This is a genomic window from Amycolatopsis rhabdoformis, from assembly GCF_035918295.1.
GTDB classification, from domain to species: domain Bacteria; phylum Actinomycetota; class Actinomycetes; order Mycobacteriales; family Pseudonocardiaceae; genus Amycolatopsis; species Amycolatopsis rhabdoformis.
Genome location: NZ_CP142149.1, coordinates 3,109,908 through 3,130,753, shown reverse-complemented (window position 1 = coordinate 3,130,753; position 20,846 = coordinate 3,109,908). Strand labels below are relative to the sequence as shown.

The 20,846-nt window shown below is 69.2% G+C and carries 19 protein-coding genes; 10 read left to right on the top strand and 9 right to left on the bottom strand.

The window, feature by feature from the left end:
- The 3 genes from VSH64_RS14095 to VSH64_RS14085 are packed head-to-tail and all read right to left on the bottom strand — an operon-like array spanning position 1 to position 3,397.
- Entirely contained in the window at positions 1-858 is an 858-nt protein-coding gene (locus tag VSH64_RS14095) for a metallophosphoesterase (RefSeq protein WP_326836030.1), read from the bottom strand.
- Positions 855-2,228 carry an ABC transporter substrate-binding protein gene (locus VSH64_RS14090; RefSeq protein ID WP_326836029.1) on the bottom strand — a complete coding sequence of 458 codons (1,374 nt, stop codon included), beginning with the start codon at positions 2,226-2,228 and terminating at the stop codon, positions 855-857. The genes VSH64_RS14095 and VSH64_RS14090 overlap by 4 nt, the downstream gene beginning before the upstream one ends.
- Positions 2,225-3,397 carry an ABC transporter ATP-binding protein gene (locus tag VSH64_RS14085; protein ID WP_326836028.1) on the bottom strand — a complete coding sequence of 391 codons (1,173 nt, stop codon included), beginning with the start codon at positions 3,395-3,397 and terminating at the stop codon, positions 2,225-2,227. Before VSH64_RS14085 ends, VSH64_RS14090 begins: the two co-directional genes overlap by 4 nt.
- A 281-nt stretch (positions 3,398-3,678) precedes the next feature.
- On the opposite strand from VSH64_RS14085, the gene VSH64_RS14080 reads away from it, so the two are divergent.
- The 5 genes from VSH64_RS14080 (at position 3,679) to VSH64_RS14060 (ending at position 7,658) form a co-directional block, all read left to right on the top strand.
- Positions 3,679-4,572, top strand: a complete 894-nt coding sequence (locus tag VSH64_RS14080; protein WP_326836027.1) for a PDR/VanB family oxidoreductase — start codon at positions 3,679-3,681, stop codon at positions 4,570-4,572.
- A gap of 110 nt (positions 4,573-4,682) precedes the next feature.
- Positions 4,683-5,495: an MBL fold metallo-hydrolase gene (locus tag VSH64_RS14075; RefSeq protein ID WP_326836026.1), complete on the top strand. Its 813-nt coding sequence runs from the start codon at positions 4,683-4,685 to the stop codon at positions 5,493-5,495.
- Between the two features lie 175 nt (positions 5,496-5,670).
- Positions 5,671-6,093, top strand: a complete 423-nt coding sequence (locus tag VSH64_RS14070) for a hypothetical protein (protein WP_326836025.1) — start codon at positions 5,671-5,673, stop codon at positions 6,091-6,093.
- A gap of 70 nt (positions 6,094-6,163) precedes the next feature.
- On the top strand, positions 6,164-6,520 hold the full coding sequence (locus tag VSH64_RS14065) for a hypothetical protein (protein WP_326836024.1): 357 nt from the start codon (positions 6,164-6,166) through the stop codon (positions 6,518-6,520).
- A gap of 136 nt (positions 6,521-6,656) precedes the next feature.
- Positions 6,657-7,658: an FG-GAP repeat domain-containing protein gene (locus tag VSH64_RS14060; RefSeq protein ID WP_326836023.1), complete on the top strand. Its 1,002-nt coding sequence runs from the start codon at positions 6,657-6,659 to the stop codon at positions 7,656-7,658.
- Positions 7,659-7,991: 333 nt separating this feature from the next.
- Here the strand turns inward: VSH64_RS14060 and VSH64_RS14055 are convergent, their stop codons facing one another.
- Positions 7,992-8,468 (bottom strand): DIP1984 family protein, encoded by a 477-nt coding sequence (locus VSH64_RS14055; protein WP_326836022.1) that lies wholly within the window; start codon positions 8,466-8,468, stop codon positions 7,992-7,994.
- A 220-nt stretch (positions 8,469-8,688) separates the two neighbouring features.
- Here VSH64_RS14055 and VSH64_RS14050 point away from each other — a divergent pair, with 220 nt between their 5' ends.
- The 3 genes from VSH64_RS14050 to VSH64_RS14040 are packed head-to-tail and all read left to right on the top strand — an operon-like array spanning position 8,689 to position 10,279.
- Positions 8,689-9,105, top strand: coding sequence for a PH domain-containing protein (locus tag VSH64_RS14050; RefSeq protein WP_326836021.1), 417 nt, complete (start codon positions 8,689-8,691; stop codon positions 9,103-9,105).
- A 41-nt stretch (positions 9,106-9,146) separates the two neighbouring features.
- On the top strand, positions 9,147-9,671 hold the full coding sequence (locus VSH64_RS14045; protein ID WP_326836020.1) for an SMI1/KNR4 family protein: 525 nt from the start codon (positions 9,147-9,149) through the stop codon (positions 9,669-9,671).
- A 59-nt stretch (positions 9,672-9,730) separates the two neighbouring features.
- Positions 9,731-10,279 carry a hypothetical protein gene (locus tag VSH64_RS14040; RefSeq protein WP_326836019.1) on the top strand — a complete coding sequence of 183 codons (549 nt, stop codon included), beginning with the start codon at positions 9,731-9,733 and terminating at the stop codon, positions 10,277-10,279.
- A 10-nt stretch (positions 10,280-10,289) separates the two neighbouring features.
- Here VSH64_RS14040 and VSH64_RS14035 read toward each other — a convergent pair whose 3' ends face one another.
- Complete coding sequence (locus tag VSH64_RS14035) at positions 10,290-15,218, bottom strand: AAA family ATPase (RefSeq protein ID WP_326836018.1); 4,929 nt, start codon at positions 15,216-15,218, stop codon at positions 10,290-10,292.
- 409 nt (positions 15,219-15,627) lie between these two features.
- Between VSH64_RS14035 and VSH64_RS14030 the strand changes: the two genes are divergently transcribed.
- Complete coding sequence (locus VSH64_RS14030) at positions 15,628-16,155, top strand: polyketide cyclase (RefSeq protein WP_326836017.1); 528 nt, start codon at positions 15,628-15,630, stop codon at positions 16,153-16,155.
- A gap of 709 nt (positions 16,156-16,864) precedes the next feature.
- Here VSH64_RS14030 and VSH64_RS14025 read toward each other — a convergent pair.
- The 4 genes from VSH64_RS14025 to VSH64_RS14010 all read right to left on the bottom strand — a co-directional run bounded on the left by VSH64_RS14025 (position 16,865) and on the right by VSH64_RS14010 (position 18,992).
- Entirely contained in the window at positions 16,865-17,347 is a 483-nt protein-coding gene (locus tag VSH64_RS14025; RefSeq protein WP_326836016.1) for a hypothetical protein, read from the bottom strand.
- A gap of 142 nt (positions 17,348-17,489) precedes the next feature.
- Entirely contained in the window at positions 17,490-17,867 is a 378-nt protein-coding gene (locus tag VSH64_RS14020) for a hypothetical protein (RefSeq protein ID WP_326836015.1), read from the bottom strand.
- 467 nt (positions 17,868-18,334) lie between these two features.
- Positions 18,335-18,634: a hypothetical protein gene (locus VSH64_RS14015; protein ID WP_326836014.1), complete on the bottom strand. Its 300-nt coding sequence runs from the start codon at positions 18,632-18,634 to the stop codon at positions 18,335-18,337.
- 202 nt (positions 18,635-18,836) lie between these two features.
- Positions 18,837-18,992: a hypothetical protein gene (locus VSH64_RS14010; protein ID WP_326836013.1), complete on the bottom strand. Its 156-nt coding sequence runs from the start codon at positions 18,990-18,992 to the stop codon at positions 18,837-18,839.
- Between the two features lie 813 nt (positions 18,993-19,805).
- Here VSH64_RS14010 and VSH64_RS14005 point away from each other — a divergent pair.
- Positions 19,806-20,750: a nucleoid-associated protein gene (locus tag VSH64_RS14005; protein ID WP_326836012.1), complete on the top strand. Its 945-nt coding sequence runs from the start codon at positions 19,806-19,808 to the stop codon at positions 20,748-20,750.
- Positions 20,751-20,846 lie beyond the last annotated feature (96 nt).

Sequence of the window (20,846 nt, the reverse complement as noted above, 5' to 3'; positions counted from 1 at the left end):
TCACCCGTCCTTGAAGAACTTGTCCAGGGCGTAGCGCACGCGTTCCTCCTTGTCGTCGTCGTACACCACCGGCGCGGCCCCGATCTCGACCGCTGTGGCCACGAACGCGCCGTCGATCAGGTCGATGCGGCTGATGCCCGCGCCCACCCGGCCCCGCAGCCGGCCCGGCGGCGGGAGCGGATCCGAGCGGTAGGCCAGCGCCGGTCCCACCCACACGGGAATACCGGCCAGCGAGCCGCAGCCGGTGTGGTGAGCGTGGCCGGTCACGATCAGCCGCACGTCGGTGCCGGTGAGCGCGGTGGCCAGGTCGTCGGCGTTCTGCAGCCGCAGCAGGTGCGCCGACGGCACGGGCGAAGGCAGCGGCGGGTGGTGCACCGCCAGGAGCGAGCCGCGCGGGGCCGGGCTCGCCAGCTCGTCGCGCAGCCACTCCAGCTGGGCGGGCTCGAGCCGTCCGTCGGGCCGGGCCGGTGTGCTGCTGTCCAGGACCACGACCCGCACGCCCTCGATCCAGCGCACGGAATCCACCGGTCCGTCGCCGGGCGAATCCGGCCGCAGCTCCCGGCGGAACGCGGCGCGCTCGTCGTGGTTGCCCATGGCGTACACGACTTCCGCGCGGAGCTCGGCCGCCGCCGGGGCCAGCGCCGAGGCGAGCCGCCGATACGCCTCGGGCTTGCCCTCGTTGGCCAGGTCGCCGGTGAGCAGCAGACCGTGGACCCGCGCCCGGGACGAGGTGATCGTCCCGAGCGCGGTCTCCAGCGTGGCGAACGTGTCGACCGAGCCGTGCAGCAGCTCACCCTCGGCGCAGAGATGGGTGTCGCTCAGCTGGATCAGGGTCAGCTCGGGAGGCGTGAGCCTCACTTGCCGCCGCCGGGCAGCAGCGAGCTGGTCTGCTTCTCCGCGGCGGTGAGCGACGCCTGCGGGTCGGCGCCCTGGAACACCGACTTCTCCACGGCGTCCATCATCGTGTCGCGGATCTGCTGGAAGTTGGTGCCGGGGAAGGCGACCCACGGCTCCACGTGCTGCAGCTGCGCCACGTTCGGCTTGATCATCGGGTTCTTGTCCGCCCACGGCTTGAGGTGGGCCGGGTCGTCGAGCAGGCCCAGGCGCAGCGGCAGATACCCGATCTTGCTGGTGATCGTGTCGTAGGCCTGCGGGCTGGTGAGGAACTTGATGAGCTCCCACGCGGCGCGCTGCTTGGCCGGGTCCTTGGAGAACACGTAGAGGGCGGCACCGGAGTTGGTGGGCACCGTCGGCTTGTCCCCGAAGCTCGGCATCGGCGCCGCGCGCAGCTCCCAGCCCGCGCCCTGCGCACCCTTGAGGTAGCCGCCCTGCGCGGCGCTGCTCTCCAGCATCATGCCGAGGTCGCCGCGCGGGAACGCCGCGGTGGCCTGCACCTGGCTCAGCTTCGGCATGGCACCGGCGGTAACCATGTCCTGCATCTGCTTCACGGCCTGCACGGTCGGGGCCTGGTCGTAGGTCAGCTGCTTGCGGTCCTGCGACAGCACGCGGCCACCGGCCGAGCGCACCAGGCTCTGGAAGCACCAGTCGCTGGCCGAACGCACGAGGCAGTCGGCGTAGGCGCCGTCCTTGCCGGTGGCCTGCTTGATCTTCGTGCCGTCCTGCTGCACCTCGGCCCACGTCTTCGGCGGGTTGTCCGGGTTGAGGCCGGCCTGCTTGAACAGCGTCGCGTTGTAGTAGAGCACCGGCGTGGACAGCACGAACGGCACGCCGTAGGTCTTGCCGTCGACGTTGCCGATCGTGCGGATGGCCGAGGCGTAGGGGAACTGGCCGCCGAACTCGTTGTCGACCTCGGTCTTGCCGTACAGGTCGTCGAGCGGCTTCGCGCCGAGCTGACCGGCGGCGAAGGCGAGGGTGTCGAAGCCGAGCTGCGCCACGTCGGGCGGGTTGCCGGCGGCGATCTCGGTCTGCACGCTGGAGGTGGAGTTGTGAGCCGGGTTGGGGTCGCTGCCGTTGGGCTTCTGCGGCGTGACCTTGATGTTCGGGAACTTCTTCTCGAACTGGCCGATGAGCTCGTTGAACGTGTCGGTCCACACGCCGGCGAGGCCGAAGTTGTAGCTCTCGAACACGATCGACACCTGCTGGCCGGCGGCGAGCTGCGGGGCCTGGGCCACTGTGGACGGTGGCGAGGCGGTGGTCGGCGTGCCGACGCCGCAGGCGGACACGCCCAGCAGCGCGGCGAGCGCGATCAGGGGGCGGGCGATTCTCATGCGGGGACTCCTTGTTCGGTTTCTTCGGAGGGGAGGGGCGCGTCGGCGGCGCCGTCCTGCCAGCGCAGGCGGCGGCCGGTGGTCGGGTGGAACACGTGGACGTGCTCGGGCTCGGTGGCGAGCCCGACCACGTCGCCGGGCTCGAGGCCGAGCGGGCGCGGGCCGCGCACGCACAGGCGCGCGGACCCGACGGTGCAGTGGGCGATCTCCTCGCCGCCCAGGTTCTCCAGCAGCTCGACGGTTCCGGTGAGGGCGGGCGTGGCGCCGTGGGGGCGCAGGTGCTCGGGCCGGATGCCGAGCACGACCTCGGTGTCGGGGAGGTCGCCCCGGCGGCCGAGGGGCACGTCGAGGCCGGGGGCGACCGCGACGAGCTCGCCGCCGCGCGTGACCACGGTGGCGGGGAAGAGGTTCATGGGCGGCGAACCGAGGAACCCGGCGACGAACTCCGAGGCCGGCTCGTCGTAGACCTCGGCCGGCGTGCCGACCTGTTCGAGGCGGCCGGCGTTGAGGATCGCGATGCGGGTCGCCATCGTCATCGCCTCCACCTGGTCGTGGGTGACGTAGACAAAGGTGGTGCCGAGGCGGCGGTGCAGCTCCACCAGCTCGTAGCGGGTGGAGGCCCGCAGCTTGGCGTCCAGGTTGGACAGTGGCTCGTCGAGCAGGAACGCGCCGGGGTCGCGCACGAGCGCCCGCCCGAGCGCGACCCGCTGGCGCTGCCCGCCGGAGAGTTCACGCGGCCGGCGGTGCAGCAGCTCGGACAGCTCCAGCGTGGCGGCGACCTCACCGACCTTGCGCTGAACGTCCTTGCGGGACTCGCGCCGGGCCCGCAGCGGGAAGCCGATGTTGCGTTCGACGGACAGGTGCGGGTAGAGCGCGTAGCTCTGGAACACCATCGCCAGGTCGCGGTCGCGCGGCGGGGTGTGGGTGATGTCGCGCCCGTCGAGCTCGAGCTGCCCCGCCGTGAGCGGCGCCAGGCCCGCGATCGCGCGCAGCAGCGTGGACTTGCCGCACCCGCTCGGGCCGAGCAGCACGAGGAACTCGCCGTCGGCGATGTCCAGCGTCACCCCGTCGACCGCCGTCACGGCGCCGAAACGCTTGGTCGCTCCTCGAATCCGGATGTGGCCCACCGAATTTCCCTTCTCCTCGCTGATGCGCGCGAATTCCACCATGGCGCACTGTCTCGGAGATGAACGGCGGGACCTGTCAGTTCGGCGATTTTGGTGGCGCTGACCTGGGGTTATGCCGGTATTTCGGGCGTGGCGGAGCGGTTTTCGAGAGGGGCTTATCGGGGATTTTTATCGCGCCATAACGAAACTGGATCGGGACCCCGGCTCGTGATGAGGCGAGTCTATTGCATTTTCCGATCGGGCGAGTGGAAATCCGCGAACGCTGCCCTCCCGCCCGCGCGGGGTGCCCACTCTGGACGGCGTCACGAAGCGGAGGAGGACACGTGCGGCAGGTACGGGTGACGGCCAGGACCACGGAGGCCGAGGACGTGGTGTCGTTCACGCTCAGCGGCGACGCGCTGCCGGCGTGGACGCCGGGCGCGCACATCGACGTCGAGGTGCGGCCGGGGGTGCTGCGGCAATACTCCCTGTGCGGCGACCCGGCTTCGCCCGAGTGGCGCATCGCGGTGCTGCGCGAGGACCCGGGCCGCGGCTGTTCGCGCCACCTGCACGAGTCGTTGTCGGTGGGCGACGAGGTGCGCGTGAGCGATCCGCGCAACAACTTCTCCCTCGTCCCGGCCGCGGGCTATTCCTTTGTGGCCGGTGGTATCGGCATCACGCCCCTGCTGCCGATGCTGCGCGCGGCCGGTACCGATTGGACCCTGTACTACGGCGGCCGGCGGCGTTCGCGCATGGCGTTCCTGGCCGAGCTCGCCGGGTACGGCGACCGCGTCCGGGTGCTGCCGGAGGACACGCACGGCCTCCTGCCGCTGGCCGACATCGTGGCCGAGGGCCGGCTCGTGTACTGCTGCGGCCCCGAACCGTTGCTCGCGGCGGTCGAGTCGGTGTGCCCGCCGGACCGGCTGCGCGTGGAGCGCTTCCACCCGCGGGTCGTCTCTGCGGCCGCGTCGGGGTCGTTCGAGGTGCTCGCGTCTCTGTCGGGCCAGACCGTGGAGGTCTCCGCGACGGAGTCGATTCTGGACGCTCTGGACCTCGCCGGCGTCGGCGTGCCGTCGTCGTGTCGCGAAGGGACGTGCGGCACCTGCGAAACACCGGTGCTCGACGGCGAGGTCGACCACCGCGATTCGGTGCTCACAGCGGAAGAACGCGCGGCCGGCAAGTCCATGATGATCTGCGTCTCGCGTGCCCGCTCGGCACGGCTCGTGCTCGACGTGTGAGCGCGATAGGCAGTGCCAATCGTGCGGTAGGTCTTTCCCGCGCGCGGCCTCCCCGGTGGTCCGGACCGGTCATGCTGCCCGGAAGCCCTTCGACAGATCGGATCGCGAACATGCACCTCACCGTCCTCGGTTGCCGCTCCGGAATGCCGGCCGACGGCCAGGCCAGCTCGGGCTACCTCGTCGAGACCCCCTCGACGCGCCTGCTCCTGGACTGCGGCCCCGGCGTCGCCACCGCCCTCTCGGCGACCTGCGACCCCACCGCCCTGGACGGCGTCGTGATCAGCCACCTGCACGCCGACCACTGCTACGACCTGCTCCCCATCGGCAAGTCCCTGCTGTCCGCCACCCTGGAATTCCCGGGCGGCCCCACCGCCCGCTGTTCTTCCCTGCGCCGCGTCCCGCTCTTCGTCCCCGCCGGCGCCACCGACGTGTTCACCCGCTGGGCCGCCCTCTTCCCCGTCACCACCATGCCCTTGCTGGACAAGGCCTTCGAACGCGCCTTCGACGTCCGCGAATACCAACCGGGCGACCGCTTCGACGTCGGGGACACCACGATCGGCCTCCACGAACTCCGCCACGTCCTGCCCAACTGCGGCATCCGCGTGGAGTCCGGCGGCTCGGTCCTGGCGTACACCGGGGACACCGGCATGACGGACTCCGCCGTGAAGCTCGCGGCCGACGCCGATCTGCTGCTGGCGGAGGCGACGCTGAGCGCCCCGGACGTGACGTCACACGGCCACTTGAGCGCTTCGGACGCGGGGGAGATCGCCACCCGGGCGGGGGCCCGGGCGCTGGCCTTGACGCACTTCGCTTCGGTGGAGCCGTCCTGGCTGTCCGACCTGCGCGGGGCGGCGGCGTCGACGTTCGACGGTCCGCTGACGTTGGTCCAAGGTGGGGAACGGATCCCGGTGGGGGAGCAGTGAGTCGGCACTTGACGGGCAGGTAAACGGCGATCTCCGCCAACGCCGGCAAGGTGGCGGTGTCGACGTGGCCGGCCGCCTGGTCGGCCTCGGCGACGATCAGCCCGGGCCTCGTTTTGTCCCCGCTTCGAGCGGTGAAACGATCACGCACCGCGGGACCGGAGTGTTGTCCTTCGCGGTGTCATCTCTCGATCGGCTGCAGGACGACACCACGCGGTGGGGCAAACTCGGCTGTGTGAACGTCGATCCACCCCGGCCGCTCACCACGCGCGAACGAGCAACGCTGGATCTCCTGCTGTCGCCCGACTTCCCCGGCGCGGAGGAGTTGCGGTCACAGGTCTCGTCGGCTGTGGTCGTGGGCCGTTGTGACTGCGGCTGCCCCACGATCGACTTTCAGGTCGACGCCGCGGCCCCGCCCGCCCGCGTGCCTTGGCGGCTCGCCCCGTCCGAACTCGAAACCCTGCCCACCGGCGGCGAGCCCCCGGACCAAGTGATGCTCTTCGTAGAGGACGGACGGTTGAGCTGTCTGGAGTACGTGGCCTTCGACCAACGACCCGCGCAGTGGCCTGACCCGCGGTCGATGCGGGTGGTCGGCCCCTGAACTCCGGCGAGCCGCCCGTCGCCGAATTCGGGACGACGCAAGGCCGACCGTAGGGAAGAATCGACCCGTGATGATCGGCAACGACGGCTGGCCGCTGCGCTCCGCCGTCGAATCCACGTGGCGGCAAGTGATCGCGCGCGAGCGCACCCGCGAGAGTGCCCACACCTGGGCGGCGCCGTGGGTCGAGGGCTCAGCGGGCGTGAACCCTCCGACCGACACCATGATCGCCACCGGCCTTGGCTACCTGCACGGTCTGACCATGAAAGCGGCACCCGATTCTCCGCACCTGATCAGCCACTTCGGCCGCGACGCCTACCTCCTGTCGGCCGCCGAGGTGACGGCTCGGTTCGACCACTGGCTCGCCCTGTGCCACGACTACGACGCCGATCCCGCCGCCTTCCGGCAACGCGCCCGCCGACTCCGTTAGCCGGCCCGACTAGGCCGTTCGCCCAGCCGTCTTCCTCCGGCGCCCGAGTCCCGTCCCGGCAAATGGCGTGCCGCAGTAACGTTTCCCGGCTGCTCGCGCGACATGAATACGGCAAAGCCGACACGAAGGGGACGTGATGCGAGCTAGAGCACTGGTACTGGCCGGGGTTGCCGGTCTGCTGTCCTTGACCGTCGCCACGCCGGCGGAGGCGTCCGGTGTGCCGGAGCTGTGGGCGACCGGACAACCGTTCGCGCCGGGGTTGACGGTGATGGGCGCGGGGGACGTCAACGGTGACGGCAAGGGCGACGTCGTGACCTACGACAACGGCGAGTGCTGGGTGTCGCTGTCGACCGGTTCGGGATTCCAGCCGATGCAGCTGTGGTGCGATCCGTATTGGTCCAGCGTTCCCGCCGGCGACGCGAGCTTCGTCGGCGACGCGAACAACGACGGCCGTGCGGACCTCATCCTCGTCGACAAGGACGTGGTGGGGAATACGCACCGCAGTGGCGTTTGGGTGGCGACGTCATACTTCGACGCGCGCCAGCTCCGGGATCGGTTCGCGCCGTCCAGGCAGTGGTTGGACAACACCATCTTCGGCGACCAGGGGAACCTGGCGGTCGACCTGGAGGGCGACGGGGACACGGACGTGATCGGCTTGTTCACCGGGGTGCCGGCTCTCGCGGCCAGAGCGAGCCACCCGTCGTACCTGCCGCTGACCGCGTGGGGCCCGGACAACCTCCGCGGTGAGAAGGCCACGCTGGCGGCGGACGCGACCGGTGACGGCCTGGCCGATTTCATCCTCGTCGACGCGGACGGTACGCGGGTGGTGCCCGCCACCGTGGACACCCGATGGCACGTGACCCCGCCGCAGCAGTGGTCGACGACGCCGTTCTACGGCACGGAGAAAACCTTCACCGGGGACGTCGACGCCGACGGCAAGGCGGACCTCATCGCCGTCAACGACACCGACGTGCAGGTCATGCGCTCCACCGGCGCGGGTTATGCCGCGCCCGAAGTGTGGTACGCGGGCTCGTTTTCCGGCACGAAGGACACTGTCACGTCCGATGTGGACGGTGACGGCGACACCGACCTCGTCGCGGTGAACGACAGCGACATCCGGGTGTTGCGCTCGCAGTAGGAGAGCCGCCAGTCCAGCGTGACAAGGGGGAATCGGAGCGGCTCGACTCAGGTTGTTCGGGCCGCTCCGCCACAGGTCGGGTGGACGCCGGCCGCCCCAGGAATCACCGCCGTGGCACGGAAAACCCCTTACCCGCCCTCACCTTCCCGGGGAACCAGCACGTGGTGGTGCGGTGTGCCGCGTGCGCGGTCACCTGTGCGCGGTGCTGGGCTGCACTGTGCGAATGGGGAATTGAACCCCTGCGTTGCCCGCCACGCGCCGCGAGCCGGATTGGCCGCCGGCCTCGGCTTGTGCTCGCTTTCCCCGGGCGGCTACCTGCTTCCGTGCCGCCGATCAGTGGAGGAGGTCGGCCTCCCAGTTGGTGCGCTGGATGTCGGTGTCGAGGTGGCGCAGCTCGACGGCGACGCGGTCGGCCTGCTCGCGCAGCTCGGCCACCGGGAGGGCGGCCAGCTGCCTCAGCTCGGACCGCAGCTGGCGCCCGAACCCTTGCCCGCGCCCGGCCGCGGCATCGGCCGACGCGGTGAGCACGGAGTGGCGCACGCGCAGCACGTCGCGACGGGCGAGGGCGTCGGTGACCGTGCCGTCGCCGAGTGGGGTCTGGGCGTTGGTCCGGTTGATGCGCCGGATCAACGTCTCCAGTTCGGTGAGGACGTTTCCGACCTCGGTGAGCAGCTCGGCCGCGTCCTCGGCCGGCGGCTCGCCTTCCTGGTAGCGGGCGCTCGCGACGATCCGCGCGCGCAGCTGCTCGATCCGCTTCGTCGCGTCCGCACGCAGCGCCAGCGCCTCCGCGAGCTTCATCTCCTCGCTCATGCCGCCAGGGTAACGGTGATCGCCTTCGGTTCCCGCTCTGGGTTCACGGCATCGTGGTTGATCCGAGCCCTCGGCAGTCGAGTACAACGCGACCGACGGCTGACCCACCGAGCGTCGGAGTCGCTAGCATTCGCCGGTCGACGCGCGCGGGCACTCGGAGGCAGCGGTGAACGAACGGCCGGTCGGACCGAAACGGCTGCGGCAATCAACAACTGCGCGAGTGGGTCTGGTCCTGTTCGGTGCCATCTCACTCGCCGTCGGGCTGGGCCTCGTGAAGGTGGCCGGCGAGGACCTGTGGGGTGGTGTCTGGCTCGTTCTCGGAACGTGGTTCCTGGCGCTGGCAGTCCTGGTCGGCGTCGACCTCGACGAGACGGGCCTGACGGAACAGGGACTGTTTCGTCGCAAGCGCATTCGCTGGGACCAGGTCAAATCCGTGAAGCTCGGCGTGGTCGGCAAGGCCCCCGACGGCCGCCCGCACTACGGGCCGATCCTCAAACTCCACGACGGAACCCGTCTCCTCATCAAGTCCCTGGGCGCACCCCTCGACCCGGCGGACATCGCCGGCTCGCCCCAGGAACAGGCCACCGACACCATCGCGTCCTACCTCGACGCCGGCCGCAACCCCCGCGCCGACTGAACCCGGCGCAGGTTCTCCCCAGCGCCCACTAGGCTGAGGGCGTGGCCGAATCCGACCGTGTGATGCCCGCGTCGCTGGTGGAAGCCCATCGGGAGCCCTTCGACCACCGGGACGGCTCAGGCGTGGACTTCGAGCCGTACCAGGAATTCCTGAGCGAAGCCGAGACCGCCGACTGGTGGCACTCGTGGACGGGCAACCCGGCCGTCCACGGCGCCGAGTTCCGGGTGTTCGGCCAGGACGGCACCGGGGGCTTGGCCGCGTTCTGGCTCGTGCGCGAGGGCGGGTTGCTCGGGGAGCAGCCGGTGGTGTTCCTCGGGTCCGAGGGGGAGGTCGGCGTCGTCGCCGGTGCTGCGGACGGGTATCTGTGGTTGCTCGCGGACGGCTTCGGCCCGCTGGAAGCAATCTCGTACCCGCAGCACGAGCACGAGCCGCGCGTCGACGCCCGCCTGACGGAGATCGCCGAGCGCTGGGCGCCTTCCGCGAGACAGCCCGCGTCCGAGGTGATCACCGCGGCCCGCGCGGAGTTCCCGAACTTCGAGGAGACCGTGCGCTCGCAGTGCCGGTGAGACCGGCGCAGGCAAAGCCACACTCTCCGTCGACGTCGCCCCCACCCCGACGAGGAACCATGATCAAGATCGACACCGACGGTCCCTACCACGTCGTCGAGCACCAAGACTTCGTCGCGCGGTTCCTCATCGGCCGCGATGACCCCCACACCACCGAGGACGCCGACGTCCACGTCCTCCTCGCCAACGGCACCCGTCGCTACCTCACCTTCTTCACCCTCGAGGCGATCGGGCGCGTCCTCGCCCGGTGGAAGCTCAGCGGCGAAGCCGGCAACGGCAGCTACTTCTGGACCAGCGACCTGGTCATCGTTGCGCGACCGGGCATTCCCGCGATGACCGCCGCCATCGAAGAACTCGTCCGCTCCCAGGACATCGTCTCGGCGTGCCAGCTCATCCCCGGCGATGACGACGACGAGGACTTCCTCAGCGATGGTCAAGTCGACCAGATCGAAGACCGGGCCCAGCGAACCGACACCGACCTCGACTTCATCGCCCAAGCCCGCGCAGATGTCCTTCGCCTGGCCGCCGAGGTCCGGCGTCTGCGGGCAACACCGGTGAAGCCGACGGTCACCGGCACCGCACCAGCGACCCGGCATCCCGACAGCTGAGGTCGCTGACTCACGTGCGGTCCGCCCTGGTTGATCGGGGTGATCGCTGATCCGGTCCCGCGAGCGGAAGGGTCACGCGCAGAGTGGTGCCCGCGCCGGGTGGGCTGGTGAAGTGGAGCCGGCCGCCGATGGCTTCGGCGCGGTCTTTGAGGCCGAGCAGCCCGGTGCCTTGGGTGAGGTCGGCGCCACCGACGCCGTCGTCGCGGACCGTGATGCGCAGGGCGCCGGTCGGGGGGTCGGGATCGAGGGTGACGGTGACCGCGGAAGCGCGGGCGTGTTTGGCCGCGTTGGTCAGTGCTTCGGCGAGGATGAAGTAGGCGCTGACCTCGATGGGTTCGGGCAGGGGTGGCAGCGGGCGCAGGTCGAGCTCGACCGGGATCGGTGAGCGGCGGGCGAGGGCGCGCACGGCCGGCGCGAGTCCGCCGGTGGCCCGGATACCGGGGTGGAGGCCGTGGGCGATTTCGCGGAGTTCGTCGAGCACGGCGGTGGTTTCGGCGGCGAGGTTGTCGAGCTCGGTGGTGAGGTGGCCGGCGCTCGGTGGCAGTTCGGCTTGGATCGCGCGCAGGCGCAGGGTGAGGGTGACCAGGCGTTGCTGGGCACCGTCGTGCAGGTCGCGTTCGATGCGTTGGCGTGCTTGGTCGGCAGCGGTCACGATGCGGGCTCGCGACGCGGTGAGCTGGGTGTAGAGCTGGGCGTTGTCGAGGGAGACGGCGAGCTGGCCGGCGATCAGCTTCACGGCGTCGAGCCGGTCGGTGGTGAACGCGCCGCGGATCAGGCGGTTTTCCAGCAGCAGCGCGGCTCGGAAGGCGCCGCGGCTGAGGATGGGGACGGCGAGCAGCGAGCAGCCGGGGAGGTCGGCGAAGCACGCGTCGTGGGCGAACCGTTCGTCGTGGACGACGTCGTCGATCACCAGCGGTGTCTCGGTGCGGCGGAGGTAGCGCAGCACCGACATCGGCAGCGCGCGGTCGTGGCCGGGGGTGCCCGCGGGTTCGGGCAGCAGCCAGTTCTGCTGGTCGTCGCTCCACAGCAGCAGGCGGACGTCGGTGGCCCCGGTCATCGTGCTGAGCACCTCGACGACGCGCGTGTGCAAGCGCTCGATGCTGGTCTCGGAACTCAGTGCCTGCGACGCGGAGAGAATGCCGAGCAGGTCCAGGGTGCCGGTGGTGACGGCGCCGGGTCGAGCCGGCTCGCCGTGCCGTTCCACGGCCGGCCCGAGGTTCGCCTCGAAGTGCCGCCGCAGGGTGGGGTAGGCCCCGTCGAGCCGGGTGACCTTGGCGCTCGCGCCCCAGGCGGCGTAGGCGCGACGGGCCTGGGCGAGCAGTTCCCGGCCGGCATGGTCCAGACCACGAGCCAGGTGGAAGCGCGCGGCGCGCTCGGTGATCAACGCGCGGTGCCAGGGCCGGGCGCGGCGGGAGACCTCGCTGCGGGCCGCGTCGAACGCCAGCTCGGCGGCCTGCACCTCGCCCGCCGCCCAGGCGCGCTCGGCCTCCACCCACCGCAGCAGGTGCAGGAAGTTGTCGGGGGCGTCCGCGGCGCGGGCGGCCAGCCAGCCCGTGGTCTCGTCCAATTCGGACAGCAGTGCGGCGCGTTCTTCGCCGCCGGCCGCGCGGGCCCGCTCGGCCAGCGCCAGTCCGTGCAGCGAGCGGATCACGGCGGTCGGGTAGAACCCGGCGGCGACCGGGAGCAGCCGCATTCCCTCCGCGCTCTCGCGGATCAGGCCGGCCAGATCCCCGGAGACGGCGGCGGCGATCGCGCGGGCGAGATGCGCGTGGAGAAGTGCCAGCGGGTTGTCGGTGAACCGGTCGAGCGTGATCGGGCCGGGAGGGCTGTCGCGACGCAGCACGTCGGCCAGCCACCGATAGGTCTCGAGGACCTGCCCGGTCTGCTCGTTGCCGGTCCGGTGCACGAAGTTCAGTCCACTGTCGACCTCGGTGAGGAGGCTTTCCAGCGAGGGCGCGCAGTCCGCGAGCGACCGCACGGTCAGAAGGTAGGTGTAACCGGCATTGGTCAGGTCGCCCGCGGCGATCAGACCTTCTCGGGCCTGCTGCGCCTCGTGCACTCCGTTCTCGATCGGCTCCAGCCAGCAACTGAAGAGGGCGGACCGGTGGCGCGCCCGCGACGTGCCGGGCTCGGCGCCGCGCGCCACGGCCCACGCCACGAGCCGCCGCGCGGCCCGGCACCCGCCGACGTAGTCGCCGCGCTGCGCCACGGCGCAGTAGGCGGCGGCGCCGGCGGGCCCCAGCAAGGTGGGGCCAGGCCCGTGTTCGATCCAGATCCGCAAGCCTTCCAGCCCGATCCACGCGACCGAGTCGAAATCGGCGGCGAAGTAGGCCGCCAGGAACGCCGCGTCGAGCACGTGGATCGCGGCCAGGAGCACCGGGTCGGTGAGGTCCGGCCGGGCCACGTCGTCGGCCGGGTCGCTGTGCTCCAGCCAGTGGTGCAGGAGGTCGAACCCCCGGTCGACCGCGGCGGGGAGGTGCTCCGCCGAGGGGACGTCGAGCCCGCATTCGCGCAGCGACTGCAGGCTCAGACTGACCGCCTCCCCGAACCGGCCCTGGTAGCTGAGGCTCCGCACGTGGATCGCGGTCGCGTCCGCGCGGTCCGGGGCTCTCGGGCAGAGCCGCTCGATGTCCCGGTACTCCTCGTCGGCCTCCACCAGACGGCCCAGGCTGAACAGCGCCGCCTGCCGGGCTGTGCGCAATTCGAGCGCCACGGCGGTCTCCGCGGGGTCCACGACCCGCAACGCGGCCACCAGGAGCGTGTTCACCAGCGCGTGATCGCCGACCAGCGCGGCCTGGCCGGCGGCCCTCCGCAACAGCTCGGTCACCGTTCGCCGTTCGTCGAGGTCGGCCGCGACCGCGTCGAGCACCGGCAAGTACTGCTCGGCGGCGACCACGAACAGGTCGGGCGCCCTGGCCAGCCGTCGTGCCATGGCCAGCTGCAGAGCGCTGCGCCGCTGAGGACTGAGCCCGCGAAGCACGGCTTCGCGGATGCGGTCGTGGCGGAACCGCACGGCGCCGCGGTCCAGCACGAGCAGACCCTCGTCGGCGGGCGGGGCCAGGCCCTGGGCCACCGCGTTGCCCGGCTCGCCGGTGGCGGTTCGCAGCACCTCTTGCTCGACCTGCCCACCCAGGCAGGCCATCGCCTCCACCAACTGCCGCGACCGCGGAGGGAGGGCCTGGATCTGCGACGCCAGGAAGTCGCAGTCCTCCGCCGGACCCAGGTGCGCGCGCACCGCCGCGGGCGCCCACTGCCAGCCCGCCGAGGTCGCGTTGAGGACGCCGTGGCGAGCCAGCGCGGTGAGCAGCTGCACGGTCTCGTACGGATTGCCGGACGTGCGGGGCGCGATCACGTCGACCAGGTCTGCCGCCGCGGCCGCGTCGGCGTGCAGCATGTCGGCGACCAGGGTGATCAGGCTCGGGGTGGGCAGGTTCGGCAGCCGCAGGTAGCGCACGCCGGGTCGGTCACGAGACCGCGACAGCACCGGTGCCGGTTCGCCGTCGCTGTCCCGGTGCACGCCGACCAGCAGCAGGCCTGGGATCGGGTCGGTGTCGAGCAGGAGATCGACGAAGCCGAGCGGGCCGGGGCCGGCCCATTGCAGGTCGTCGAGGAACAGCAGCAGCGGCCGGCGGGGGGAGGCGATCGCGCGGATGAGCTGGGCGCCGATGTGTTGCGCGCGCACCTGCGCGGTGAGCGGGTCGCCCGGGTCAGGGGGCACGGCGAGGAGGGCGGCGAACTCCGGCACGACGGCGGTGAGCAGGCCCGCGTTCGGTCCGACCAGGGCGGTGATCCCGTGTCGGAGCTGGACGAGCTCGCTCTCCGGCTGGGCCAGCAGCAGCCGGCCCAGCGCGCGGAACGCCTGGAACACCCCGTCGAACTCCAGGTCGCGCCGGTACTGGTCGAACTTGCCGGCGACGAACCAGGCGCCCCGGCTCGTCACCGCCGGACGCAGCTCGTGCACCAGGGCGGTCTTGCCGACGCCGGCCGCGCCACTGATCAGCACGCCTGGGCAGCGGCCCACCAGCGCGTCCTCGAACGCCGCCTGCAGCTCGGCCAGCTCGGCCTCGCGGCCGACCAGCCGGGTGGGGGCGACGGGCCGGCTCGGGAAGTCGTGATAGCCGATCGGGATCGGTTCCGTGGTGCGCCCGGCCAGGGCGTCGCGCACCCGTTCCAGGTCGTGGACGACACCCTCGGCGGTCTGGTAGCGGTTGTCGGGTTCCTTGTCCAGCAGGTGCAGGATGATCTCGGACAAGGGGGCCGGCAGGTCCGGGTTCACCTCGACCGGGGGCGTCGGGACCCGGGCCAGGTGGTCGTGGACCAGGCGCAGCGGGTCGCCGGAGCCGAACGGCGGCGCGCCGGTCGCCAGCTCGTAGAGCGTGGCCCCCAGCGCGTAGAGGTCGCTGCGCTGATCCACCGCGCGGCCGGTCCGCCCGGTTTGTTCGGGCGCCAGGTAGGCCAGGGTCCCGACGATCTCCCGGCGACCCGCAGAATCGGGGAACGACGTGGCCAGCGCGAAATCGACCAGGCACGGAGTGCTGTCACCCGAGAGCACGATGTTCGCGGGCGTGATGTCGCGGTGCAGCACCCCGCGCCGATGCATCCCCGCCACGGCCCGCGCCACCCCCAGCCCGACCTCGACCAGCACCTCCACGGCCAACGGCCCCCGCCCGGCCAGGCTCCGTCCGCCGGCATCCGCCAGCACGATCGAGCCGGTGTACCGCGGCGCGTCCAGCAGCTGCGCGACATTCGGAACCCCACGCAGCCGCTCCAGCATCGCGCGCTCGTGCCGCAACCTCTCGGGTGCGTCCGGCCCCAGCGGCTGCTTGCACACCACAGTCCGCTTCCCGAGAACCACCCGGCACACCCGCGTGCGCCCGCTCTCGGCCAGCACGACCACCCGGGCGGACGACCCCCGCCCCGGCAGCCCACCCGCGTCCATCCGCCACCTCCACGCCCCACCGCGACTTCTGCCTACACCTGTTGGGGCGCGATATCGAGTCCTGGGGGGAATGTGAATGTGGTTCTGGTTTGTGGTGCTTTTCTCGTTGCTCGATTACGCGACTCAAGTGCCTCTCGGCGGTCCGTACACGAGGGCGGTTCCGTAGGTAGCTGTCTTGTACGGACCCCGGGGGCCGACACTCGCGGTCAGAGGTGGCGACTCCGTGCGCAGAGGGGAGTGACCTCGCCTGCTCGTCCGCAATCCCGATCGCGCCTGTTCTACGCCGGCAGCCGGTCGGTGGCGAGTTGTGCGGCCGTGCCGGGGATACCTTGTGTGAGTATGGAGTCGTAGGGCGCGCGGTTCTCTTGTCCGTCCTGCGCGCACCGCCGGCTTTCGTGGAGGGGGACACATGATCGGCGACCGGTGGGGTGTGACTGCCGGCGAGATCGCGCGTTCCTATCCGTGCGACGACTTCGTCACCTCGCCCGCGCTGCAGGCTTGGCGGGGCGTGCACGTCGCGGCGCCTGCCGACGCGGTGTGGCCGTGGGTCGCGCAAGTGAGGCTCGCGCCCTATTCGTACGACTGGATCGACAACCTCGGCCGCCACTCACCTCGTGAATTGGTAACCCTTCCCGAGCCTCGAGTCGGCGACCGCTTCACGGCAGTCCGCGGGCGAGAACTGGGGCGGATCGTCTCGGTCGCCCCGGGGACCCAGCTGACGGGCACCATCATGGGCGCGTTCATGTCGTACGTCCTCGTTCCGCAGGATCATGACACCACGCGCCTGCTGCTCAAGGCCGTCATGCAATCCTGCCACGGGGCGGCTTTCGCACTGTCGATCGGCGATCTGATCATGGCTCGACGGCAGTTGCTGAACTGGAAGAACCTCGCCGAGCGCGATCACCGTCGGGCCACGGCCCAGGATCAGTGGACCTGACCGGCTCGCTGCATTCGAACCTGCAACCTTTTTCCTGGGAGGGCGCTGGGTAGTGTCTGCTGGTTGACGTGCACGGACGGTGGGAGGCGGTAGTGGGCGAGCATCCCGTGGCGGCGAGACGGCTGCGGCCAGGGGGCGCGGCACGAACAGTGACCGCTCTGATGGGGGCAGGCTCGCTCGTCATCGGGCTGGGTGGCGTGGCTTCCAGCGCTCTGCCTGCGGGAGCACACGTGCGCAACCTCCACGATGGGACTCAGCTACGAATCCGGTCGCTGGGGGCGCCGATCAGGCCCGCGCGATTCCGTGGCTCTCGCCAGGAAAAGGCGACAAACGCCAAAGCGGCCTATTTCGACACAGTCCGGAACACCCGCGGTGATTGACGCGCTCGGCTGCGAGAACATGCGGCCGTAGCGCCGCGCCTCCTACGCTCCAGGTACCGGCTCGGATCGGCGGCCTGACGGGACGCCGTGCGGTTCTGCGAAACGCGCGTAAGGATTTCCGGCGATGATGAACAACGAAAATCACCGCTGGACACGCTGAAAGCGGACTCCAGGATTTCGCGACGTGCGCGAGCTGCGAAAACAGCGGCCCAGGCGGTCAGGCGAGACTTCTCGACTTGCGTGGTCCACCCCTGGCCAATGTCCGGTGCACAACGATGGGCCCATCTTGATTCCGTTGTTACCGGTTCTCCGGATACGGAGTGCCCGCGTCAGCTCCCGCGTTCGCAGGTCCGGCAGTCGTCGGCTGGGGTCCACTTGGCGGCCAGGTCGCGGCTCACCACCGTGAGGGATCCCGCGCGGAAGTCGATCTGGTGGCTGAACCCATGCTCGTGGGGCAGGATCTCGTCCAACGTGAGAGCGCCGATGCCGGACCAACGCGACGGACCGAAGTCCCCTAGATCGAGTCCGCGAACTCCGGTGTATCGGAGGGACAGGTCCTCCTCGTGCTTCCAGCAGTTGTGCCGGAAGCCCAGCCGAAGCCACCCTTCACCGTCGGTGTCTCCGTGCTGCAGGGTGTCGAGGGTGAGGTCCTTGACGCACCGCGTGCTGTAGAAGTCGTAGTGATCGGGGTCGGTGGCGAAGGCGCGCGCACCGGGTGGCAGCGCATCGGCGAGCGTGGGTAAGAGGTTGAGATACGCCGTGGGGTCGAGGTGGTTGCCGGTCTTCGTCGCCTCCACGATGACGTGCTCCAACGCAGTCGGACCTTTCACCTAGTGCGGCGGCGACGTCGAGTCGTCAACCGCATCAAATCAGTATTACCCGGCATTCTCATCGACCTTGGCTCGAATTGCCGACGTCGGGGCCTCACCGAGGCTCCACGCCCGCCTGGTCAGATCACAGGTCGCGGAGAGATTTCCAGGGCTGAGGGTTAGTGGACGGATGCGTCCGGCGCAGTTGCTCGACCAAGACCTCACCGCGTTGCCGGGCCGCGTCGGCGTCGGGCAAGCCCAGCACCGCGGCGATCCGTTCCCACGACCAGCCGTTGCGCCTCGCCATCGGAATGAAGGCGGCCTCCGCCTGATCGACAATCCGACGCTGGCAGGTGATCGCCATGTACCACGCCTGCAACACCTCGTCCGGACACTCCGGCACCTCGACGCTCGCCTCGGCGACCATCGTGACGCCGGCCAGTTGATCGGACGTCATGTGCACGCCCCGATCACCCATCTCGCTGGAACGCAGCCAACGATCGATCACCGAATCCCGATCCATGCCTGCACTGTAGCTGCACCGCGGACCAGCTGTGGGTCGCCGGATTCGCACCGCACGAGGCCACAGCGTCCCGCGTGGGGAGTGCGATTTGGGGCCGCATGGGGATGCACCGAGTTGGTCTCGCACCACGTTCGGCGGATGTTCCGGAAGGTGGTCAAGGTTGCCGCCGGGGGAGCGGACGCCTCGGGCGATGCAGCACAGCCTCGTATCGCTGCTCTCCGACGCGAAGGTGTCCACTGAGGACGCTGCGCGGTCGTGTGCGGCCACAGCGGGACCGCGATCACCGAACGGATCTACCGGCACCAGATTCCACAGGTGATCGTCGAGGCCGCTACGGAGATGGACGGCATCGTGGGCCGAAGGGCCCGGCAACCACGGTCAGGCATGTCCCCAACTTGTCCCCGGAAGGGATCATGACCGTGACGACCGCTGCACACGGAAAAGGGAGCTTGAGCGGTCACTGGGATTCACCCAGCCACCGTGTACCCCACGGCGCGCAGCAGGTCGCTGAGCCAAACCAGGTGGTAGGCAAGAGGAGGTCGCTGGCCCTCCAGGAGCTGTCGGATGTGCTGGTCGGACTCCGACAACTGGCCAATTGTGAGCTCTTTGGGCTTCTCGTAGACGTTATAGAGTGCATCGGGCGGGATGGACCAGAAGTAGTCAGCGTCTACCTCCACTGTATCCCCATGGACCTCCGTGATGTGCTCGAAGAGTCTCTCGGCTGCCGCTGCCAGCTGGTCAAGCCGAATTACGTTCGTAGCGGTCAACTCAATCTGCCTTCCTGAAGGACCTTACTTACCGTTTCGTGTCGCGTTGACGCCTTCGTTGATCCTTCAAGGACCACCTTCAAATGAGATAGCGACAGGTCACTCACGGACGTGACTTGCGCGCGCCATCTCGGAGACCTGCCCGTCCGGCGTGGACATGTTCTTTCTGCTTGGTCCTCGGGCCCGGCCGCAGCCGCCGGGCTTAGGACGTCTCGATGAGTCGGGCGGTATACCCGGCGTTGACCAGTCGCTCGTACGCGACGGTGACCTCGGCCGGCATGCCTTGCTCGATGGCGTACCCGGCGTCGGCGCTGGCGACCTGACCGGAGGTCCCGGGCAGGTGACACGAATGTGGCATGCTCCGGGGCTTCCATCGTTTCCGCAGTAGCTCGGGAATGAAAAAAGCCACGTCCACTTGCGTGAACGTGGCCGATCGGTCGGGCTGACAGGATTTGAACCTGCGACCCCTTGACCCCCCGGACTGTAGAGAAGCTGTTTTCGCAGCTCAGAGAGCGTGCTTGTGATCAACTGGCGTTCCTGAAACGCCTGGTCGTTCATCGGCGTGCATGACGTGTGGTCCCCACGTGGTCCCCAGTGTCGAGCCTGGTGATGGGTGTGCCCGGTTGCCATCTTGCCTCCGAACGGGGGCCGACGCGCGGAGGCAGCCTGGCCCTTCTTCCTCGTCCCAGCCGCCCTAGCGTCGGATTGGCGCTGTCAAGGGTGAGCGCAGCTCATCGCGTCAGCGACGCCGCAGGCGCCCTTGATGGCGTCGATCCGCCGTTAGACGATCCCCGACGAGGGAGCGGCCTCGCAACCCCTGACGGCCGGCAGTAACGCTGGCGTCGCTTCGAGCGTTCTACGCCTCATGTGGATCTCTGCGTCCCGTGTCCGCCTGGGGCGGCGCGCCCGCCCCGCCGCACCTCCGGCGGCCCGCCCCGCGGCCGGAGGCCGAAGCGGAGCGGCAGGCCGTCCGTGCCGCCCAGGGGCGGGTCCGCCGCACGCCCGGTGACCTGCGCGCCGCCCCAGGCGGCGCCTTGATCCCATAGAGCCAAGTTCGGCAGTGGTCCGAACATCCGCGTGCCTGTTACCAAGATCATATTCAGTTAGGTACAATCATCGATCCTTATGGTTCACGCAAGCTTCGGCGGGAACCTGTTAGAAAGCTGGAACCATGGCAATCGAGATGCTTACGTATGATTTCGTCGACGCGTCCGCCGAAGTCGGCCGTGCTTCATTGCGTGATCACGACGAAAGTATTGAAGAGTTTCTTTATAATCATTTCAAACAATTAGTTAAGCGTGTTGAAAAAGGTGACACGCCGTGCGCAACATTCCACGATGACGAAGCGCGTGCGCTATTTCGGAATATTGAAAAGGGTGATGAGGAAGAATTTCTCGACGGAGCCACTCAGTTAATGCGCAGGCTTGTCGGGACAATGGATGGAAGGACTGCTCCAGGCTTGTTGGTCTTTGCGCGCTTTAGCGAAGGCGAGGGCACTTCGACGGCAATACTGAAGCTTGAAGTTGTCAGCAAGTTTACCGGAGTACTTCGCCAAATAGCCGACGGATCGCAAAGTCTTGAAACCGTGCGTGACGTATTGGATTCCCCAGGAAACATACAAAAAGGAGTCATCACGCCAGATCGACGAGATGATAGCGACGTGATCGTCGGCGACCGATTGAATAAAGCGCATGCCGCAGACTATTTTGTTCGCGCATTTGGTCTAACCGTCGATGCCCGCCCGGCCGAAGCTGCATTGTCTGTTATCCAGGTGGTATCCAAAGAAATTCCAGAGGCCACAAACAAAGTCGTTGCAACTTTGCCACTAATTGGAAGTGGCCCTCTAGATGAAACAATTGAAGCACTGGTGCAGCAGGTGCCGGAACTGGAGCCAAAACGGCAGGTCATCGAAGAACTATTACGTGAGCAACAAAGACCGATTCGCCGCGTGGACACGACTGCGGGGTTCAAGCAGAAGATTACGGTTGGTTCTGTGACTATCACAGGTCCTGCGACGATCCTGGACAGCACTGCAACCATCGAAGCCAACCCGCAGGAGGGTTGGACCGTTAGTGTTACGTCCCTCAGTGAACCGGTTCGGAATTACTTCAAGTGAGGGATGGCGGCGGCGGATCCGAAAGTAGGCGCGGTTTTATTGACCTCATAGCGGCCGCGCAAGAACTCGCGCGAACGGGAAAAAATATCTCCTCGG